This is a genomic window from [Flexibacter] sp. ATCC 35208 (assembly GCF_001975825.1).
Taxonomy (GTDB): domain Bacteria; phylum Bacteroidota; class Bacteroidia; order Chitinophagales; family Chitinophagaceae; genus Chitinophaga.
On record NZ_MTKN01000052.1, the window covers coordinates 16,084 to 36,158 of the forward strand.

General features: G+C 40.3%; 18 protein-coding genes. 10 read left to right on the forward strand and 8 right to left on the reverse strand.

Going from position 1 to position 20,075, the window contains the following annotated elements; all coding sequences use genetic code 11:
* Positions 1–349: 349 nt before the first annotated feature.
* The 5 genes from BW716_RS26095 to BW716_RS26120 all read left to right on the forward strand — a co-directional run bounded on the left by BW716_RS26095 (position 350) and on the right by BW716_RS26120 (position 9,794).
* Positions 350–1,381: a response regulator gene (locus tag BW716_RS26095; RefSeq protein ID WP_083727637.1), complete on the forward strand. Its 1,032-nt coding sequence runs from the start codon at positions 350–352 to the stop codon at positions 1,379–1,381.
* A 293-nt stretch (positions 1,382–1,674) separates the two neighbouring features.
* Positions 1,675–5,637: an alpha-glucan family phosphorylase gene (gene glgP, locus BW716_RS26100; RefSeq protein ID WP_083727639.1), complete on the forward strand. Its 3,963-nt coding sequence runs from the start codon at positions 1,675–1,677 to the stop codon at positions 5,635–5,637.
* Between the two features lie 24 nt (positions 5,638–5,661).
* The gene (locus BW716_RS26105) at positions 5,662–6,510 is read left to right on the forward strand and encodes a hypothetical protein (RefSeq protein ID WP_083727641.1); all 849 of its coding nucleotides are present in this window, start codon (positions 5,662–5,664) and stop codon (positions 6,508–6,510) included.
* Between the two features lie 567 nt (positions 6,511–7,077).
* Positions 7,078–7,653, forward strand: coding sequence for a hypothetical protein (locus tag BW716_RS26115; protein WP_083727645.1), 576 nt, complete (start codon positions 7,078–7,080; stop codon positions 7,651–7,653).
* 161 nt (positions 7,654–7,814) lie between these two features.
* Positions 7,815–9,794 carry an SEL1-like repeat protein gene (locus BW716_RS26120; protein WP_083727647.1) on the forward strand — a complete coding sequence of 660 codons (1,980 nt, stop codon included), beginning with the start codon at positions 7,815–7,817 and terminating at the stop codon, positions 9,792–9,794.
* Positions 9,795–9,921: 127 nt separating this feature from the next.
* Here the strand turns inward: BW716_RS26120 and BW716_RS26125 are convergent, their stop codons facing one another.
* The 5 genes from BW716_RS26125 to BW716_RS36300 all read right to left on the reverse strand — a co-directional run bounded on the left by BW716_RS26125 (position 9,922) and on the right by BW716_RS36300 (position 13,941).
* Positions 9,922–10,674 carry an SDR family NAD(P)-dependent oxidoreductase gene (locus tag BW716_RS26125; RefSeq protein WP_083727649.1) on the reverse strand — a complete coding sequence of 251 codons (753 nt, stop codon included), beginning with the start codon at positions 10,672–10,674 and terminating at the stop codon, positions 9,922–9,924.
* Positions 10,675–10,754: 80 nt separating this feature from the next.
* Complete coding sequence (locus tag BW716_RS26130) at positions 10,755–11,708, reverse strand: AraC family transcriptional regulator (RefSeq protein ID WP_235643951.1); 954 nt, start codon at positions 11,706–11,708, stop codon at positions 10,755–10,757.
* Between the two features lie 241 nt (positions 11,709–11,949).
* Entirely contained in the window at positions 11,950–13,038 is a 1,089-nt protein-coding gene (locus BW716_RS26135; RefSeq protein ID WP_083727653.1) for a 3-oxoacyl-ACP synthase III family protein, read from the reverse strand.
* A gap of 282 nt (positions 13,039–13,320) precedes the next feature.
* Entirely contained in the window at positions 13,321–13,650 is a 330-nt protein-coding gene (locus BW716_RS26140) for a helix-turn-helix domain-containing protein (RefSeq protein ID WP_143709043.1), read from the reverse strand.
* A 126-nt stretch (positions 13,651–13,776) separates the two neighbouring features.
* The gene (locus BW716_RS36300) at positions 13,777–13,941 is read right to left on the reverse strand and encodes a hypothetical protein (RefSeq protein ID WP_220388831.1); all 165 of its coding nucleotides are present in this window, start codon (positions 13,939–13,941) and stop codon (positions 13,777–13,779) included.
* A 400-nt stretch (positions 13,942–14,341) separates the two neighbouring features.
* On the opposite strand from BW716_RS36300, the gene BW716_RS26145 reads away from it, so the two are divergent.
* The 3 genes from BW716_RS26145 to BW716_RS26155 all read left to right on the forward strand — a co-directional run bounded on the left by BW716_RS26145 (position 14,342) and on the right by BW716_RS26155 (position 15,376).
* Positions 14,342–14,623 (forward strand): RNA-binding protein, encoded by a 282-nt coding sequence (locus BW716_RS26145; protein WP_083727657.1) that lies wholly within the window; start codon positions 14,342–14,344, stop codon positions 14,621–14,623.
* Positions 14,624–14,682: 59 nt separating this feature from the next.
* Complete coding sequence (locus BW716_RS26150; RefSeq protein ID WP_083727709.1) at positions 14,683–14,949, forward strand: hypothetical protein; 267 nt, start codon at positions 14,683–14,685, stop codon at positions 14,947–14,949.
* 121 nt (positions 14,950–15,070) lie between these two features.
* Positions 15,071–15,376, forward strand: coding sequence for a hypothetical protein (locus tag BW716_RS26155; protein WP_083727659.1), 306 nt, complete (start codon positions 15,071–15,073; stop codon positions 15,374–15,376).
* A gap of 157 nt (positions 15,377–15,533) precedes the next feature.
* Here BW716_RS26155 and BW716_RS26160 read toward each other — a convergent pair whose 3' ends face one another.
* From BW716_RS26160 to BW716_RS26170, 3 genes are all read right to left on the reverse strand, one after another.
* The gene (locus tag BW716_RS26160) at positions 15,534–16,262 is read right to left on the reverse strand and encodes an acyl-CoA desaturase (RefSeq protein WP_083727661.1); all 729 of its coding nucleotides are present in this window, start codon (positions 16,260–16,262) and stop codon (positions 15,534–15,536) included.
* Between the two features lie 202 nt (positions 16,263–16,464).
* Positions 16,465–16,959, reverse strand: coding sequence for a 5-(carboxyamino)imidazole ribonucleotide mutase (purE, locus tag BW716_RS26165; protein ID WP_083727663.1), 495 nt, complete (start codon positions 16,957–16,959; stop codon positions 16,465–16,467).
* A 5-nt stretch (positions 16,960–16,964) separates the two neighbouring features.
* A complete protein-coding gene (locus BW716_RS26170; RefSeq protein WP_083727665.1) occupies positions 16,965–18,083 on the reverse strand; it encodes a 5-(carboxyamino)imidazole ribonucleotide synthase in 1,119 nt (372 codons plus the stop codon).
* A gap of 386 nt (positions 18,084–18,469) precedes the next feature.
* Here BW716_RS26170 and BW716_RS26175 point away from each other — a divergent pair, with 386 nt between their 5' ends.
* Positions 18,470–18,901 (forward strand): hypothetical protein, encoded by a 432-nt coding sequence (locus tag BW716_RS26175; RefSeq protein WP_083727667.1) that lies wholly within the window; start codon positions 18,470–18,472, stop codon positions 18,899–18,901.
* Between the two features lie 193 nt (positions 18,902–19,094).
* On the forward strand, positions 19,095–20,036 hold the full coding sequence (locus BW716_RS26180; protein ID WP_083727669.1) for an MBL fold metallo-hydrolase: 942 nt from the start codon (positions 19,095–19,097) through the stop codon (positions 20,034–20,036).
* The last annotated feature ends 39 nt before the right edge of the window (positions 20,037–20,075 follow it).

The following is a 20,075-nucleotide window of genomic DNA, read 5'->3' on the forward strand; positions in this document are numbered from 1 at the left end:
AATATTAAGGTAATTCCTTACTCCCCAAAAAAATAATAATATATAAATATGTATTCCTAAAAATTTTCAATCTTATCACGGATTTAAGATGCCGAATTAAATTCATAATTAATTGATAATCTGATTAATTATGATTATCTTAGTTCTTCAATGATCCGCTTAATCCATGTTTCATATAAGCGCAAATATGAAATTCATTCCTCTCAGACCTTTCAGGATTTAATAATAGAAATTACATCTGCAGATATATTATAACAGGAGGCCATTTCAACGATAGTATTTACCTATTACATGCAGATGGTGAATATATTAGACCGCTTTTATTGTTAATGAAATTAATCCATTACTAATGGCGACTATACTCATTATTGAAGACAATACTGAAATAAGAGAAAATATTACCGAAATACTGCAATTAGCCAAATACGATGTAATTGAAGCAGAAAATGGGAAAAAAGGTATATTACTGGCAGAAACACACAATCCCGATCTTATATTATGCGATCTAACCATACCCATCCTGGATGGATATGGTGTGCTACAACTCCTGAATGCAAGGAAACTTCCTCACCAGATCCCTTTTATAATCCTTACAGCCAGATCAGAAAGAAATGATATAAGAAAAGGAATGGATCTGGGTGCTGATGATTATATTATAAAACCCTTTGACCCCGGAGAATTACTAACTTCCATTGAATGTCAATTGAATAAGAACAAGATTCACCCTATCATCCAAAAAGAAAAAATATTAACCACTGAAGAAATTATTTCGCTCCTTGTAAAAGACCGCAACATTCATAAATACAAAAACAAACAAACTATTTATGAAGAAAGTAAAAGACCTGCTGCCTTGTACTTCATTATAACAGGAAAAGTAAAAAGCTTCAAATCCAATGATGATGGAAAAGAACTCATAACCGGGCTATACAACGAAGGCGACTTTTTAGGGTACTGCTCCCTCCTGGGTCACGAACAATACAAAGATTCTGCCGCCTCTATGGAAGTAACTGAAATCGCTGTTATACCAGCAGATGATTTTTACACAATCCTCAATACCTACCCTCAATTAACACAACAATTCATCTGGTTATTAGCAAAAGACATTAAGGAAAAAGAAATACAACTCTTAGGAATCGCCTATAACTCCCTCAGGAAAAAAACCGCTGAAGCCCTGCTTGCTATGTACAAAAAATTTAATCCCGATGGCGACCATTTAATACCCATCTCTATCAGCCGCATAAACATGGCCGCAGTTGCAGGTGTTGCAAAGGAATCTTTTATCAGAACCCTGGGTGATTTTGAAAAAGAAAAGCTGATTGAAATGAAAGGTAGTGATCTATTCCTGCTTGCACCTGAAAAACTCACCCGGATTATCAATTAATGCCACAGCCCACCACCATAATGATGCCTTCGCTCAATAACAATTATAATTTCACTCATACCACCCACCCTAAAGCCAGACTCAACATATAATATGTGCTGATAAGGTAACTATTCCCTTTCCTATGCGTTCATTATCTACTCCTAAATTACACCTGATCATTCACTAAAATGATAATGATCATCATTATAAAAGATGACTATTAACAACAAAATGATCACCATCAGCTAACCATCATCAACTTTTACACGGATAATAAGTTATAACTTAGAGTACACATATGTACAAAACTTATGCAACCTCCCCAAACACCCCTCCTATTCCCGGATTATCTTTTTGAGATAAGCTGGGAAGTATGCAATAAGGTAGGTGGTATTTATACAGTGATCAGCACAAAAGCATCCTTCTTACAACAAAAACTGGGCGACCATTATATTTTCATAGGTCCTGATCTCCTAAAACGAGATGGACAAAATACCGGCTTTATTGAAGATAAAAACCTGTTTAAGGTATGGAGTGAAAAAGCCGCCACAGAAGGGCTTAAAATAAAAACCGGACGATGGGATATAGCAGGATCTCCACTGGTTATCCTTATAGATTTCACCACCTTCTACGATAAAAAAAATGAAATTTTTGGAGCGTTATGGGAAAAATACAGGCTCGACTCCATCACAGGAAAATGGGACTACATAGATCCCGCATTGTTTGGTTACGCAGCCGGAAATGTTATAGCCAGTTACTACCAGTTACACCTTAATGCTACTGATAAAATAGTGGCGCAATTTCATGAATGGATGACCGGCGCAGGTATTTTATATCTTGAAAAAAACATTCCGCAGATAGCCACAATTTTCACCACCCATGCTACCGTACTGGGCAGAACCTTGTCCGGCAGCGGAATTCCAATGTATGCCTCAATAAATCAGATCATACCTGATGAACAGGCTGCAACATACCAGGTGACCGCCAAACATTCTCTTGAAAAAACAGCCGCCAACACTGCCGATTGCTTTTGCTGCGTAAGTGATATCACTGCCAGCGAATGCACCTATTTCCTTGGCAAAACACCAGATATCATTACACCCAATGGTTTTCAGGTATTACCCATAGCCGAAAATCAAAAAACCATTTCACGTCATAAGCTCTTATCAGTCGCAGCTGATATACTAAAGGAAACTTTGCCTGACAATACCCTGCTCATCATTAAAAGTGGCCGGTATGAATTTCATAATAAAGGTATTGACCTCTTCATAAATGCAATAGGCACGCTAAAAAAACAACCACTTCCACTCAAAATAATAGCATTCCTTTTTATCCCTGCAGCCCATGTGCCGCTAAATGAACAAACAAAGGATACGACATTAAAAGTAGCAACCCATCATCCATATGCACCGGAAAGAGATGACATATGTCAACTGCTGCGTCAAAACAATCTGAATATACCTGACCATTCAAATATCAGCATTATCTATGCCCCTGTTTACCTGGATGGTAATGACGGTGTATTCAATATGCATTATTATGACCTCCTGCAAGGGTTTGATCTCGCTATATTCCCCTCCTTCTATGAACCATGGGGATATACCCCATTGGAAAGCCTGGCTTACGGAATACCAACCGTCACCACAGATCTGTCTGGCTTTGGTCAGTCAGTCAACCAGCTGAACCCTGGTGAAAGAAAAGGCCTTTTTATTCTGCCAAGAAAACATATCAGCGATGATGTTGCTACAGACCAGCTGGCCGGATATATCAGTCAGTTCGCAGGCACACCTCTCCCACTTAGGGTTGAGTTGAGTAAAAGCGCATTGCAGCTCAGTAAATATTATCAATGGCCCGCGCTACTTGAACATTACTTTCAGGCATATCATCTTGCCCTGGAGGAAAGCCAGCAAAGAGAAGACTTATTTAGAAACAAACCCCGCACGTTACCCGCAGATGTTTCTTCCTTTCAGGAATCAGTCCCTGCATGGAGAGAAATTCATATTTCGAATACACCAGCACCTGCGTTGAATACCTGCCGGTTATCCGGCTATGATAACTGCGACGACGACCTTACTGTTGCCTACTTCTGTATGGAATATGGCATTGAATCTTCCTTTAGAATTTATTCAGGTGGGCTGGGCATACTGGCGGGAGATTATTTAAAGACCGCCAGTGATATGAATGTAAGACTTATGGCAATAGGACTGTTTTACAGGGAAGGATTTTTCAGACAACAATTATCCGATACCGGCATACAGTCTGCAATTAATGACCAACAAGACCCTGCCAAACATCCACTTGAAGAAGTAAAAAACAGTGATAACCAACCATTGCAATTACTTATAACCTTTCCCGGAAGGCCAATACACGTAAAGGCATGGAAGATACAAATAAATAAAACATCGCTATTCCTGCTGGATACGGATGTTATTACAAATAATGAACAGGACAGGCTTATTACCTCCCGGCTTTACCCTTCAGATAAAGAACAACGCCTGCAACAGGAAATAATATTAGGCATCGGAGGTGTATTGTTAATCCGGGCGCTGGGTCTCCCAATTGATGTATACCACTGCAATGAAGGGCATGCTGCTTTTATTGCATTGGAACGTATCAGTAATGTAATAAAAGACAACCACCTTTCCTTTGAAGAAGCTTTCGAAATAGTAAAAGCTTCCCAGTTATTTACTACGCATACCTCTATGGCAGCATCAATTGATACATATAGCGAACCACTATTGCATAAATACTTTTCAGGTCTGCAAGAGAACTATTTTATCAGCTGGCAACAGTTCATGAAATTGGGAAAAACAAACCCTTCAAACGACAACGAAGAATTTTCAATGTTCACGTTGGCAGCCAGAACTGCACAGGAAATTAATGCAGTAAGCCGTATACATCAATATGTCACAGCCGGTCTGCTCCATGCTGTATGGAAAGATATCCAGCCTGATGAACTACCACTTACATACATCACGAATGGTATTCATATACCTACCTGGGCAGCAGAACAATGGCAACACCTACTACAGGAATGCGGCATTGACATCAAAACAGGCAATGGACCATGGGGGAAAATACTTACTATTCAGGATGACCGGATCTGGGCACTCAGACTCAATGCTAAAAAACAATTCGTTCAATCATTAAGATCCCTGCTGGATAAACAACAATCCAGACACCATCAGTCACAGGAGAAAACTAATGCCATCACAGAACTGCTGCAACCCGACACATTATGCATTGGCTTCGCCAGACGCATAACCGGTTATAAACGATCTGATATCTTATTTCAGAACATGGACAGGCTCAGACAAATTATTTCAAATACCCGGCAACCAGTAGTAATAATTTTTTCAGGTAAGGCACATCCTGCAGACACAGATGGTCTCCGTATGCTACAACATATTTATACCAATACCAGTGATCCACATATAATTTTCCTTGAAGACTACGATATGGACATTGCACGTATGCTTGTACAAGGAGTTGACCTGTGGCTAAACTTTCCTGTCAGAGGCAAAGAAGCTTCCGGTACCAGTGGCATGAAGGCCCTCATCAATGGCGTATTGAATTTTAGTACCCGTGATGGCTGGTGGGCAGAACAATATGCCGGAGACTGTGGCTGGGCATTAAAAGAAGACGCAACAAATCAGGAAATACAGGATTCATTGGATGCTGAAGAAATATACAACATGCTTCAACACGAGATCATTCCGCTCTATTATAAAAGGAATGAAAATGGCATACCAGTAAATTGGGTAGCCATGATAAAAAACAGTATGACCAGATCAGGGCAGGCTATATCCATGACTACTATGCTGTCAAAATATAATTATATCTATAAAAAATTGAAAGACCACACCATTGTCCTCCGCATGAACAATTACCAACTGGTAAAACACCTTGCAGAATGGAAAGATAAAATACGGAATGGATGGGATAGCATTAAAATTGTAAAAGTAATACCAGATAAACAACAGGTTCTTTCAGGAAAAGCAGGTGAACAATTACACACCTCCATTACCATTGATACAGGCATATTAAAATCAGACGATATTGGCGCAGAGATCTTATTTACACTTAAACATCCTGACACAGACATGCTGTTCAGGAAAACACTCCAGTTGTGCCATCAGCAGAACAATGAATCAACGTTCAATGCCGAAGTATTATTACAATATTCAGGTGAATACAAATTCGCATTCAGAATCTATGCAAGATACCATTCAATGATTTACAAAACAGATATGCCATATGTTAAATGGGCATAGCTCCTCACCTAAAAAAATAAAATCATGAAAAAGACGATCGCTGTAATTGATGCTGTAAACTATAAGGAAGAACAGCTGATTGCAATTACAAATATTTTAAACATGGTAGAAAATGACCTTACAATTCTGATGATAGAAGATACTGCCAATATTAATTCCCTGCTGACCACAGGTGGTATTGAAGCCTTTGCAGGAAAATATTATGATGTCCTGTACAAGTCTGAAAAAGAAAAACAACAGTTGATTCAGGACAATACAACAAAATTGAAGAAGACATGCGAAGAAAAAAACATTCCATGCACCATTAAAAACATTATGGGCATAGCGGCAGACAGTGTCATCCTGGAAAGCCGCTTTGCTGACCTGCTCATTATCGGCAGGGAGCTTTCTTTTCCGGTTATATATGACGGAAACCCTACAGTTTTTGTAAAAAACATACTTACACAGGCACAATGCCCCATAATCGTATTACCTGATATTCCACCGTCTGTAATTGGGGTTGCATGCTGCTACAATGGTACTTATTCATCTATGTATGCTATAAGAGCTTTTGCCGCCATCTTCCCACACCTCATTGAGAAGAACTGTGAGATTGTTTACGAATATGAACATAATAATCAAAAAATCCCCTACGAAAGCCAGTTACAGGAATACCTCAAATCTTACAAAGCACATTCCAGGCAAATAATACTCTCCGGTGCTGTAGGCCATACGCTGCAATCATATCTTCATTCAAGACCTGAGCTGATAAGCACATTTGGCGCTTATGGAAGAAACGGAATTTCACGTTTTTTCAACCACAGCAGTGCAGAAAACATCATAAGAAAACTGAACGGGGCGATATTTATTACACATCCAGGTGAACACATCTAAAAACCTGTTTTTATGACAGAAAAAATGAGTTGATCTGGTGCGATAAAATAGCGAAATTTTAAGGAAATAACTGATGAAAACAGGCTTCTGCCAAATGCTCCCATTATGGATAGCATCAGTTATAAACAAAAATTTCTCATAATATTCATATCTAAATGTGAGCGATGAAAACTGCCTGAGTAATTACCTTCAGTACAGATTCACCCCGGCTTGCCTTAAATAGGGTAGAAATCATATCTCGCCCATAAGCGCCCATCACAATAAATGCCTTATCTCTGTGCAATAGTGTATCTAATAAACCGGCTCTCACCTTTCCTTCTGATGAAAAAAAATCCACATTGGTTCGTGAGATAACCAGGGTCATTTCTTAATAGCTCGATATTTGTACAATCAGACTTCCTACCTAATATTGTCCATTCTATTTGCTCATTAGTAAAAGCCATAGCATTGGACTCCACTGGTTAAATAATATTTATCATTAATACATTACCCCCTCCATAACTTCTAATTACCAAAACAGCCGGGAAAAAATCCCCCCATTTACCAGATATGACGTTACTTTGTACCATGCTACAAATTCAGGACCTTATCCAGGCAGGACAAATTGAAACTGCGATCCGGGAAACGGAAACAACGCTCGGCAAACTTTCACCAACCGACTTCCATTACGTGATCGGCAAAGACCTGCTACATCTAAAAAAACCATTGACAGCATATTTCAACTATGTTTATACCATCCTGACGGAAGACGAAGAACTGGACATCAAGGCCCTATACCTGGAAATGAATAGTTTTACCACACAATACGACCAGTGGTTCCTGCATTTACTGGCTTACGAGTCACTTATGAACCGCGACACCCCCGACTGGCTGGCAGATTTCAGTGGAGAAGCCCCCAAAACCCTTACCATCACAGGCTTTGAACCACTGCAGGAAGCCAACAAAAAGTACATGGAAACCGAAGGCTACCGCAACGATCAATTGCGGCAGGCATGCGAATTCCAGGAATATCTCGTCATACTCCGGGTGCAGGAACTCGTGATTGAAACCATTAAGGATAACAAAGGAAAAGCTCCCTGGGCAGAAATTCCTGTTTTCGTAGGGGCGCATGATTATGAAGATCTGATCTTTATGATCCATTAGTTCTCTTACCCTTTCTCCTCCTTTTAAGGATGCCTTTTCCAGACCTGCCAGGTCTTGTTATTTAACACCTGATAAAAATATTAAATTAACAGCGGGAACCGTTCGTTCCCGCTGTTAACCTTATATGATAGCCCCATGTAAAGAATTCTTACCTTTGCTCCATGTCGCACAGCGTATTTTTAAGTAACACCAACTCCCCTTCAGGAAAAGACAGGAACGATATAATGATGATGGAATGGGAGTATGAGATGCCACTGTTATTACAACCTTTGTTAATAAGTGGAGGCTTCATTGAAAATGACATTTTATATTATGATGCCAAACCAGGTATCGAAAACCTGAAAAGATTTTACAACTTTCTGGATGCTACAAAGTCTCTCATTAACAATAAAAGCATCTTTACAGCATCAAAAAATAAGCTATTTAAATACCTCGACGACCTGGAACAGCCTTATTTTAGCATGGATGCCCGGAACGTATTCAATATGGATGAGACACCCCATAACGAACAGGCGGCTATCTGGCTGGCAGATATTGCGTATAACAATGCAATGATCACCAGTGCCATGGACAACAACGACATATCCCTGTTGTCTTACAACAAGCTCAAGCATGTAAGCATGGCTTTTCATTCATTTGCTGAACTGCTGAACTACGGGGACTATAATTATGGATGGAAACACATCCATGAAGAATCGGGAAAAGAAGAAATTTACTATGAGAATGGATTATGGGGATTAAAGAGTGCTGAAGGAGCAATATTGCTGCCTCCTCAATTTGATGAATTTTATGAATTCAGTGAGCAGGATATTGCGGTGGTAATGAAGGCGCAGAAATATGGCTATGTGCACAGATCTGGCAAGGTCATAGTCCATCCGGAATGGGATGAGGCCTATGATTTTGATTATTCTTATCTGGCGATTGTTCAGCGCAATGGTCTTTTGGGACTGATCAACGTTTCGGGAGAAGTTGTGGTTGAACCAACATATGAAAACATTAATAAAGTCGGGTACAATGGTCAATACATTGCACAAAAGAATGGAAACTGGGGTATACTGGCGGAAGATGCAACAGTGATCATCGATTTCAAATATGAAAAAATAGAACTGTTGCATGAAAATGTATTCATGCTACTAAAAGACGGTTTTTACTGTCTTACTGAAGATGGTGAGCAGTTCGACCTGATTGTACGTAAAGCCCCTCCACAGGGCTTTGCCTGGGCTATCAAGGGGAAGGAAGTTTATCTTATAGATAAATATGGGATATCAAGAGCAAATAAAGATCTGGTACAACAGGATGCCGAAAGTAATGGCTACAGTTTTTATTATGATAAGGTAGTGCGTGACAGGCTGCTGGCATATGCAAAAACCCCTGATGAGGAAACCGTTATTGATGTCTACACACCGGTTGAAGAATTGTATAATATTGGCATAGATGCTTATAACAGGCAGGATTACCAGTCAGCAATTTATCACTACACGCTTGCTGCTGAAAAAGGATATGGTTATGCGATGAACAACCTCGCGCATATTTATTACATGATAGAGGGATATGTAGATGATGACAAAGCATTTTACTGGTATGGGAAGGGGGCTGCTGCCCGCAATACAAATGCGCTCAATGGATTGAGCCTGTGTTATCAGAATGGCATAGGAACGATCCCTGATATAGAAAAAGCCATTAACCTATTGCAACAGGCAGCGGAAGATGGTCTGGCAGCGGCACATAATAACCTGGGATTTCTGCTTTATGATACAGACCCGGAGCAGGCACTATACCACTACCACCAGGCAGAGAAACTTGGAGAACCGGATTACGGTTGGCTGGGATACCTGTATGAAGAAAACGGAAATTTTGAAATCGCCCTCCGGTACTACCAGAAAGATGCATCTGAAATTGGCGCGTTTAACCTGGGAATTTTTCACCAGCAGGGATTAGGTATAGCAAAAGACATAAAAGCGGCAATAGGATACTTTAAAACAGCGATAGAGGCTGGTTATGACAGGGCCCATATTCAACTGGCACAAATATACCTGTTTGAAGAAGGCTTTATTGATAAGGATCAGGCAAAGGCACATATTGCAGCGGCAGAAAAAGCAGGTCTTGAAATCCCTGATGAATTAATACAAGGCAGTCTGTGAAGCCGCAATTATTGTGATCTGCCACGCAGAACAGGGGGTGACTCGGTTTACCACCCCCTGTTCTCATGAAACCCATTGATCGCCCTGATTCTTTTACCAGTATTCAGGCTTAAACGTATTGCCAGATTTACAACGACACACCACCAGTTACTTCAATACGCTGACCATTCACCCACTTAGCATCATCACTACAAAGGAAAGCCACCACGCCACCTACATCATCAGGCAGCCCTACACGCCCCAGCGCCGTTATTCCTTCCACAAATTTGCGCATACCAGGATTGTCATCCATCGCACCACCACCAAAGATGGCCCCAGGCGCCACAACATTTGCAGATATCCCCCTTGCGCCCAGTTCTACAGCCAGATATCGGGTATACACATCCATTCCGCCCTTCATGATCCCATACACTGATACTCCCGGATAAGAAATTCGCGATACGGCAGATGAAATATTGACAATCCTTCCACCATCCTGCAACAACGGTAACATTTTTTGAGTAAGGAAATAAACCCCTTTCAGATGAATATTCATCATCTCATCAAACTGGCTTTCAGTTGTAGTTGTAACAGGCGCCTGAAGACTTGTGCCCGCATTATTGATCAGGAAGTCGAAGCGGGTCGTTCCAAATGTGGTGTTCAATGATTCGCTTACCTGCTGCTCAAAAGCATCGAAACTTTTTATGTCCGATGTGTTGACCTGCAGAGCTACAGCCTTGCGCCCAAGTGCCTGAATAGCTGCTACAGTTTCCTCTGCACTCGCCTTGTTGCTGAGATATGTAATGATGATATCGTTGCCTTTCTGTGCCAGGCTTATTGCAATATTTTGGCCTATACCACGGCTGCCGCCAGTTATTAATGCAATTTTTGAAGAGCTCATATGCTGTACTATTTTTGATTTAAAAACAGTACAAAATTCCGCCAAACGATAAATATGTACAATGGCAGCACCAATCCATTTTATGTATAATTCAAACTTTTGGTTTGTGCGCGATATGCCCCGGGAGGAATAGAAGTTTCATTCTTAAAGAATTTTGCAAAATGCGCAAAGTCTGAAAAGCCCAAACTATCTGCAATTTCAGCGATCGTCCAGTTTGTCTGACGCAAAAGGATCTGCGCTTCCTGTAAAATTCTTCCTGCTATCAATGCAGATGTCGTGAGGCCAGTGGTTTCCTTCAATATTTTGTTTAGATGATTAACATGTATGGATAGTTTGTCAGCATAATCTTTTGCAGCGCGGAGCTCTACTTTCTGGTTAGGATTTTCCAATGGAAATTGCCTTTCCAACAACTCAATAAACAGGGAGGTCGTCCGTGCAAAATTGCTGTGATTGGGATGAAGCATTATTTTTGACTGTAACTGTTGGCCCAGGTGAATGAGCTCAAGCGTGTAAGCTCGCAGCAGATCATATTTGTATGCATAGGTAGAAGCAATGGTGGTCTGCATCTTCTCAAAAATGTCTTTTGCATTTTTTATATCCCCTTTCTGCAGCGGAAATACAGGATGTTCCGGCGATTTATAAATAGGCAGCTCATCCAGCACTACCCCACTCCGTGTTGGATGAAGAAACCCTGGTGTGAATACACAAAACATCCCGGACTGACGTTCCTGCGGCAACCACGTTACAGGACTTTTAGGCGTGGTAAAGACCAAGGTAGGCTGCGAAAGCTGTATGATAGTGTTATCAGGATATTCAATTTTTGAATGACCCAGTAATAAACTGACTTTATAGTAAGTGCGGCATTGATAAGGTTCAGTGGGTCTGTTCTGAACAGTCTGCCGGATTTTAGACAAATTAAACACGTTAAAGTGGCCGATCTCATTCTGAATACCCGGAGGCAACAAGGCACTTAACTCCAGAGGAGAACCGGAAGCGAAGCGTTGATCAAGTTCATTCAATGAAACACTTTTCATAACTTTCATTTGTAAAAATCAAAGTTATGTCATCTTCTTCACAAAATCCGTTCCCACTCCCCTGATAATAATTTAAATTCTCCCAATCCTTCAGCACCATCACCATTCCTTCAAATTTTTATCGATCAGGTTCTGTGCCTCACATCTTTTGAAGTCACAGCCCCTTATTAATCATCGTTCATGCCCCTTGCTGCAAATCCATGCTGTCATGCCACTATGCTGACGTAATCCTGTCCATCACTTAATAAGGAACACGGTATGCTACAGCATTCATATTAACGCCTGCACCTACTGAGGCAAATACAATATTCGTTCCTTTAGTGACCACCTGATTATCAAACTTACCTTTAATCATCAAATCAAAAAGTGTAGGAAGAGTTGCCACAGAGCTATTGCCCAGCCATGAAATCGTCATCGGCATAATGTCAACAGGTATTTGCTGTTCTTCTCCATATATGCTAAATAGTTCCCTCAGGATTGCTTCATCCATTTTTTCATTAGCTTGGTGAATGAGCAGCTTATCAATGTCTGAAATCGAGAGCGAAGCTTTTTCAAGACAATCTTTAATTGTCAATGGAACTGTTTTCAAAACATTTTCATACAATTTACGCCCGTTCATTTTTAAAAACAGTGCATCACCTTCAAAATCAGGATTGTATGAGCGTCCCATCCCCAACACGTAAGCCAGATCATCTGTATAAGATTTTGACACATGGGAAAGAATGCCAACCTGAAGCGTGCTATGCTGAGCTTCCAGTATAACAGCACCCGCACCATCCGAATAGATCATACTATCCCTATCATGAGGATCGCAGATCCGGGATAAAGTCTCTGCACCGATCACCATCACACGCTTTGCACTTCCGGATTTTATAAAGAAGTCAGCCTGAATGATACCCTGAAGCCATCCGGCACACCCCCATGTCAAATCATAAGCTACTGTAAGAGGATTAATAATCCCCAGATGATGTTTGACTCTTGATGCTAACGCAGGGACAAAATCACTGCGCCTGTTGTCTGCCTTGATGTCTCCAAAATTATGGGCAACAATAATATAATCCAGGCTTTCCGGGTCAATACCAGATGATTTTAATGCATCTTCTGCAGCCAGTCCTGCGATGTCTGAAGCAACCAGATCATCCGAAACATATCGGCGTTCTCTTATACCGGTAATTTTGCCGAACTGCTGGATGATATCCTTATTTGTCTTCGACAAGGCTGTACCATCTTTGTCGTAAAAAATATGATGTAAGAAATCATCATTTGAGATCCGTAAAGTTGGAATATAGCTGCCGCTACCGATGATTACCGCATTTAGGTATGTATCCATAAATTATTTCTTGATATAATGCGCCCGGATTGCTTGCTATCACTGACCGTCGAATTGATTATTACAATTTAAACAAATGTAATACATTAAAATTTATTTCTTTATATAAGTTTGCTATGAAAGCCACCTTGATTTTTTAAAATCGGTAAGGACTGAATGCGAACAGAACCGTTTAATTACAGGAATTATATGATTCTTATCAACGTGTTCAAAGTACGATAAACAATCAATATATTATCGTTTTTATGCCCTGTTAAATCTACAAATTCAAAATCCCATCCTTTAAATCAGATGTAAGAAATTCTCCGCCAAAGGATCCATCTCACTAAAATACATACCCGGAGATGCTCCTACTATTTTCCTGAAATCTTTATTAAAATGTGCCTGATCACTATATCCCAGATCGAACAATATATCATTGTAATAGCGGGGATCTGTCAGCGCATCGTATTGAAGTAGAAAGGTGCCTCCGAGATGGTATTGTCTCATCAATGCAACCTGTTTTACCACCGTCTGGTAGAGTACGTCTTCAGTAATAGCAGGATCACGGGGTTCCAGCAACCGGATAAAATTGACGATATTCACAATCCTCCTGGACGGAGTTACATCCAAATGATATGTTTGCCCATAAAAGGTATTGAATTGGGAAAAAAATAGCAGAAACACTAATAATGTGGAGCGATGACTTATTGGCATAATTGTCTTTTATTAAACATGAAATTCCTGTATACCCTAATTTTAAATCCTTTCATATCGCAGTGCCACACACCCACTCTTCAGCGTATTCGATGCTACCAGTTTTAAACCCAGACCTTCAGGCAGGGACATTTCAGTAAACAAGCGCCGTCCCTCCCCTACGATCACCGGGTGAACAACCATATGGAATTCAATTAGCTTCCGCATGGAATTAAGTTTATTATGCTCAAATTAGGAAGTTTCAACGAATGAATCTGCACTCAATTTTACACCAGACAATGGTGCACCTGTATCACCGCATTAACAAATACCGGAGGCGCTGCCTGCACCAGAATTCTGGCTTATCTCATACATTTAAATACAGCTTGTATTTCAAAAAAATATGGGGGGAAATGTTTGAATTGCCAGGGAAAAAAGAACGTTATATGCCCCTTTAAATACCCCTTGAAATAAATAAATTAGGCAGAGAACTATTTAAACCATACCTTTAAGAAGATTACAATTGAGATTTACGCATTAGTAAGCTAGTTTTCTTTACAGCCTTCTTTTTTACCACCTGCATTATTACCTCAATCGATATTTTTCACTGATAAATAAATAGTACAAAATGGATATATACGTGTCCAATCTAAGTCCTTATGTTGTTAATGAGGACCTCACTAACCAGTTTTCCAAATTTGGCACTGTTAGTTCCGCAAATGTGATTATGGATAAATTCACTAATCGCAGCAGGGGATTCGGCTTTATTACCATGCCAGATGATACTGAAGCTGAAAAAGCTATTCAGGAAATGAACGGTGCTTCCATAGATGGAAAGGCAATCACGGCAAGTAAAGCTAAACCCAGGGAAGAAAAACCCGCCAGGTCTAATTACAACAACCGTTGGTAAATAAAAAAATTAATGACGTGAAAGGGCATGTCCCTCTCACGTCATTAAAATACCCAAATATGACAGTAAGCGACATATATGAAAAGTTATATAGCAGAGCTTATTACGACAAAACTGAGAATAATAAATTCAGATTTCTGAATAATTCTCTTTTTATCGACCGCCGTAGTATTGTACCAATTGTCATTCATATGCTGGATGGCATATTCTATATACAGGCATTTAAGCAAATCGCAAATGAAAGTTTGTTTCGTCTTGAGATAAATGAAGATGACATTAAGATATACAGCGCAATAGACGATCACCCTTTATGGACGCTGGAATAATAGATAGATAGTTTGAGCCTACTTACTCCACGGTACATTAATCGACTCCACGACCCTCCCCCACATAAATTTCCAGAAACCAGCCAGGCAAATTAATTGATTTACTTAAAACAAAAAGTCTATGCAAAATAAAGCTGAAAACCTCCTTCATACTTTTGATGAGACAGCATATGTCTCCGTCAACCTGATTTATACAGAATTCCTGAATTCGATAAAATATGTTGACAGAATGAAAAATGAACATACTGTTCAATTGTGGATAGGTCAATATATGGGAAGGTTAAAGCAAGGACTTGAAGGTAAAGCGAAGGAATACATTTCAAGAAACAGAGATATTCCAACAATAGACTGGTTTCAAAAGAAAATAATTTACCTGATCAGTATGCATCTGCAGGAATTTTCACAAATGGTACGATACAATCAATAATATTGAAAGCGATCACAAATCGAAAAAGAATCGTGTATCAAAAAGAAATGATCCTTCTGAGAATCGCTTAAACGGCTAACTGTTTTCATCAGGTAACCGAATAAAAAAGGGCTGTATCGTACGATACGGCCCTTTTTTGCATTATATATACATGAATTTAAGCTCGCGCCAGCTTGATGATCTTGAAATATGCAAACATCTTAATTACATAATACACAGGATCAATTTCAAACCAACGACGGCCAAAATTCACAGAAGCCGGATGTTTATGGTGATTGTTATGATAAGATTCTCCCAACATTAATACATCCACGAACAGTAAATTCATCGATGTATTTTTCAATTTGAAATTAATATACCCATACTTATGTGCAAACCAATTAACGATCGCGCCATGAAAAGCACCCATTGAAACAACAATTGGTAACAGCAAATACTGCCATGGGCTTGTAGCAAACACTATAAAAAACAGGATGTATAGTGCTACCCACATTAATCGTGAAAGTGTTCCATTGGCAAAACGATCCAAACGCTCCCAGGAAGGGACATTTTTTGTGTACCGTTCTTCTACATCCATTTTATGATGTAGGATATGCTGATAGACAGTTCTCGTATGCCACATCATAGCAAATATGTTGGACGAGTTGGATGGCGAATGCGGATCCAAAGGTGTATCTGTATGGGCATGATGTAGTCTGTGCATAACCGCATATGCTCTGGGACTCATGTAAGACGAGCCTTGTGTAACATACGTTAAAATGAAAAAGAATCGTTCCCAGCCTTTACTCATCTCAAAAGCACCATGTGCTGCATACCTATGCTGAAAAAAAGTTTGAGAAAACAACGAAAGGTACCAGATGGAAATAAAAAAAATAAGGATAATCATATTAGAGAATCTTTTCGGAGGACGCTGGAAATAAATCTCAAATATGCGCTGTTGGATAGATGAAAATATGTAGGCGTAATCTAATTAAGTAATTGTGTGAAGTTAACCCTTATAATGTTAAGAAAATCATAATGGATAAAACAGTGATATAAAAAGGGGAAGCCGCTCAAAGAGCGACTTCCCCTTTTTAAAAAACGATCTTCTATTCGCGATCTAAGGTCTCATTTTGCTTAGCGACCTTATCATTATTCTCCTTCTTCAACGCCGCCAGCTTCTCCCTCAGTGTACTATCAGCTGTCGCCAGGATCTGCACCGCCAGTAAACCAGCGTTACGTGCTCCATTCACACTCACCGTCGCTACAGGAATATCACCCGGCATTTGCACGATAGATAACAGGGAATCCCAACCATCCAGGGAGTTGGAAGACTTGATCGGCACACCAACTACAGGCAAAGTAGTAATTGCAGCCACCATACCAGGAAGATGTGCGGCACCGCCAGCTCCTGCAATGATCACCTTCAAACCACGCTCTTCAGCGGTAGTTGCGTACTCAAACATTTTTTGGGGGGTGCGGTGTGCAGACACGACGTTAAACTCATATCCTACATCGAATTTCTTTAACACCTCTATTGCCTGACGCATAATAGGCGCATCGGAACTACTGCCCATAATAATGCCTACTTCTACCTGTTTCATATTTATTAATTTAAAATTTTCCGAATAGTTTCAGCTTTTGACGATATGTCTTCCATTGTGCTGCCTGTGATGGTAATATGCCCTACTTTCCTGCCTAACCTGCTACCCTTTTTGCCATACCAGTGAAGATGTGCCCCCGGGATGTCCAACAGGAGCGTGAATTTCTCCTCCCTGTTAGCAGACAGTGCAGCCGTTTCCAGTATATTCAACATCATAGAAGGCAAATGCAGTGCTGTGTCACCAAGTGGCAACCCTAATATAGCCCGGAGCAGTTGCTCGTATTGTGATGTAGTACTGGCTTCAATCGTGTGATGACCACTGTTGTGAGGTCTTGGTGCCAGTTCATTCACTAAGATCTGGTTATCTTTTGTGACAAACATTTCTACAGCAAGAATACCAACCAGGTTAAGCGCATTGGCTATATTTTCAGCGAGGGTGTTGGCTTTCTCCTGTAAGCCTTCCGCTAACTGAGCAGGTGCTACCTGAGACTCAAGTACGAATTTCTCTTCGGAAAACACCATCATCACAGGGTCATAGCATTTTACAGCGCCATGCTCATTTCGTGCTACGATTACAGCGATTTCGTGTTTAATATCCACCAACTCTTCCAGCACACTCGGCACGTCAAAAGCATTGGCAATATCTGCAGCTGTCTTCAACACCATTACGCCATAACCGTCGTACCCATCGCGTCGTTTTTTAAGACAACCCGGTAATTTATTTTCGAGATTGTTAAGATCATTTTTGCCTTCAACAGCCACACCCGGCACCACTGGTATACTGTGTGACAGGAGAAACTGCTTCTGGGTATATTTATCCTGGATCACTTGAATAGTATCAGGAGATGGAAATACCTTTTTCCCTTGCTTTTCCAGTTCGCGTAAGGCGTCTATATTGACCGCTTCCATTTCGATAGTGATCACATCAAGCCCTTTGCCGAATGCCAGCACATCTTCATAAGATTTTGGATCGCCAATGGTAAAAGAAGAAGTATAACGGGAACAAGACGCGTTTGCATCTTTATCCAACACCGAAACGCTGAGGCCGAGATCGATGGCATGCCGTAAAAGCATCCCTCCCAGCTGACCGCCTCCTAATATTCCTATTTTCAAATTTTCAAGCATAATCTTCAATTGGGATGCAAAGGTATAAAACTATTGCAAATGATCGTAATAGCATTGAATGCCCACGAAATACCCGGATGTAAAAAATCGTGCAAACACCCTATCTGCAGGCCTTTTACCCTATAAGGCAATAATTAACCCAAATCCCCTTACTAAACCTTTTTGGGAAATAACCCTAAATTCTCTTTTATATCTTCGAAATTCATATTAATATTACATAATATATAATAATCCCTATTCAACTGTAAGCGGACAATATTGCCACCAGGTAGTAGTCGGTACACCTTCCGGGATATGAAACGGTGAAGGAGCTGCATATTACATAAATAAAAAAACAGCAGAACCAGCTGGTACAATGATCAGGCAAGATATCCTATCTTTGCCCGATGTTTGGGATATTAGATAAATACAAAACACAGCAACATTTCTTCCTCACGCCAGAAAAAGATCTACAGACAGTATGTAATGCGCCTGCTGATAAAAGTGGGGTATACGTAGTCTATGCATTGAAAAAAGGAAGAGTGGAGCTGATCTACATCGGAAATGCCGGAAAAATTGAAAAAAATGGTACCCTCTCTAATAAAAAGGCAGGATTGAAAGATGAAATAATCAATAGCCCACAGTTTGGTAAAACACCTGCACATATTGCCTGGAAAAAACAGATGATCCGGGAAAATATTGAAGCATTAAATATATACTGGTACGTAACCTACGATACCGACGTTAAAGATTGCCCGGAAGTTTTAAAACGGAACTTACTGAGGCAACACCTGGATATCTTTGGGATATTCCCGAAGTGGAATAAAGCCGTCTCTTAAATATGAACTTTATCATCCTTCAAAAGTAAAAACAGCAGATGAAACGGGTATACCCTCCTTCACACTGAAACCATTGCCGGCAACAGGCCTTATGTAGAAAAGATACTCAAAACAATAATGGAAAACAGCTCTTGATTTTGCAAAAGAATTGAACTGGGAGCATCTCATTCCATCATTAGAAAAATAATCGTTGATGAAAAATATCTTAACAATAGCAGGTATCCTACTTTGTCAATTTGCATACGCGCAAACTTCGTTCAAAGTGATACCACTGGGTGTGAAAGGAGGTACTGATGAAAGCAATCTTTCTGCTTATATGATCGCTCCGCAGGGAAGTGAAGATTATGTATGCCTGGATGCTGGCACTGTGCACTACGGTATTCAAAAAGCCATACAGGCGAAACTATTGCATGGCACTGCTGCTGAGGTGTTGAGGCAAAATGTAAAAGGATTTCTGATCTCCCATGGTCATCTTGATCATCTGGCGGGTATGATCATCAATTCACCGGATGATAGTACGAAGAATATTTATGGGTTGGATTATTGTCTGGATATATTAAAAGATAAATATTTCTCTTGGAAAAGCTGGGCAAATTTTGCTAATGAAGGCGAGAAACCGGCACTTGGTAAATATCACTATACAGTACTGACTCCAGGCACCGAAGCACCTTTGCAAAACACAGCTATGCAGGTCACGGCTTTTTCGCTCAGTCATTCTAATCCTTACCAAAGTACGGCATTCCTGGTTCGGCATGAAGAAGCTTATATACTTTATTTGGGTGATACTGGCGCAGATTCAGTTGAACATTCTGATAAACTACACCTGCTATGGGTAGAAGTAGCTCCCTTGTTGAAAGCAAAAAAGCTAAAGGCTATTTTTATAGAGGTGTCTTTTGATAATCAGCAACCGGATAAACAATTGTTCGGCCATCTTACCCCACACTGGCTGATGTCGGAATTACAGGATTTAGCGTCTTTTGCAGGAACGGAGGCGTTGAAGGGTTTTCCGGTGGTGATCACGCATATCAAACCGGGTGGTAATCGTGAGCAACTGATACGGGAGCAATTAAAGGCGTATAATCCTTTGCAGGTTAAACTGATTGTTCCTGAGCAGGCTAAGTTAATTAAGCTGTAAGGCCTTTATCTTTCAAATAGTCAAATATAAGCTGGTCCA

Bases quoted from the DNA above. Each gene is read 5' to 3' on its own strand.
- BW716_RS26095 (WP_083727637.1), top strand. From the start codon at position 350: ATGGCGACTATACTCATTATTGAAGACAATACTGAAATAAGAGAAAAT.
- glgP (WP_083727639.1), top strand. From the start codon at position 1,675: ATGCAACCTCCCCAAACACCCCTCCTATTCCCGGATTATCTTTTTGAG.
- BW716_RS26105 (WP_083727641.1), top strand. From the start codon at position 5,662: ATGAAAAAGACGATCGCTGTAATTGATGCTGTAAACTATAAGGAAGAA.
- BW716_RS26115 (WP_083727645.1), top strand. From the start codon at position 7,078: ATGCTACAAATTCAGGACCTTATCCAGGCAGGACAAATTGAAACTGCG.
- BW716_RS26120 (WP_083727647.1), top strand. From the start codon at position 7,815: ATGTCGCACAGCGTATTTTTAAGTAACACCAACTCCCCTTCAGGAAAA.
- BW716_RS26125 (WP_083727649.1), bottom strand. From the start codon at position 10,674: ATGAGCTCTTCAAAAATTGCATTAATAACTGGCGGCAGCCGTGGTATA.
- BW716_RS26130 (WP_235643951.1), bottom strand. From the start codon at position 11,708: ATGAAAAGTGTTTCATTGAATGAACTTGATCAACGCTTCGCTTCCGGT.
- BW716_RS26135 (WP_083727653.1), bottom strand. From the start codon at position 13,038: ATGGATACATACCTAAATGCGGTAATCATCGGTAGCGGCAGCTATATT.
- BW716_RS36300 (WP_220388831.1), bottom strand. From the start codon at position 13,941: ATGCGGAAGCTAATTGAATTCCATATGGTTGTTCACCCGGTGATCGTA.
- BW716_RS26145 (WP_083727657.1), top strand. From the start codon at position 14,342: ATGGATATATACGTGTCCAATCTAAGTCCTTATGTTGTTAATGAGGAC.
- BW716_RS26150 (WP_083727709.1), top strand. From the start codon at position 14,683: ATGACAGTAAGCGACATATATGAAAAGTTATATAGCAGAGCTTATTAC.
- BW716_RS26155 (WP_083727659.1), top strand. From the start codon at position 15,071: ATGCAAAATAAAGCTGAAAACCTCCTTCATACTTTTGATGAGACAGCA.
- BW716_RS26160 (WP_083727661.1), bottom strand. From the start codon at position 16,262: ATGATTATCCTTATTTTTTTTATTTCCATCTGGTACCTTTCGTTGTTT.
- purE (WP_083727663.1), bottom strand. From the start codon at position 16,959: ATGAAACAGGTAGAAGTAGGCATTATTATGGGCAGTAGTTCCGATGCG.
- BW716_RS26170 (WP_083727665.1), bottom strand. From the start codon at position 18,083: ATGCTTGAAAATTTGAAAATAGGAATATTAGGAGGCGGTCAGCTGGGA.
- BW716_RS26175 (WP_083727667.1), top strand. From the start codon at position 18,470: ATGTTTGGGATATTAGATAAATACAAAACACAGCAACATTTCTTCCTC.
- BW716_RS26180 (WP_083727669.1), top strand. From the start codon at position 19,095: ATGAAAAATATCTTAACAATAGCAGGTATCCTACTTTGTCAATTTGCA.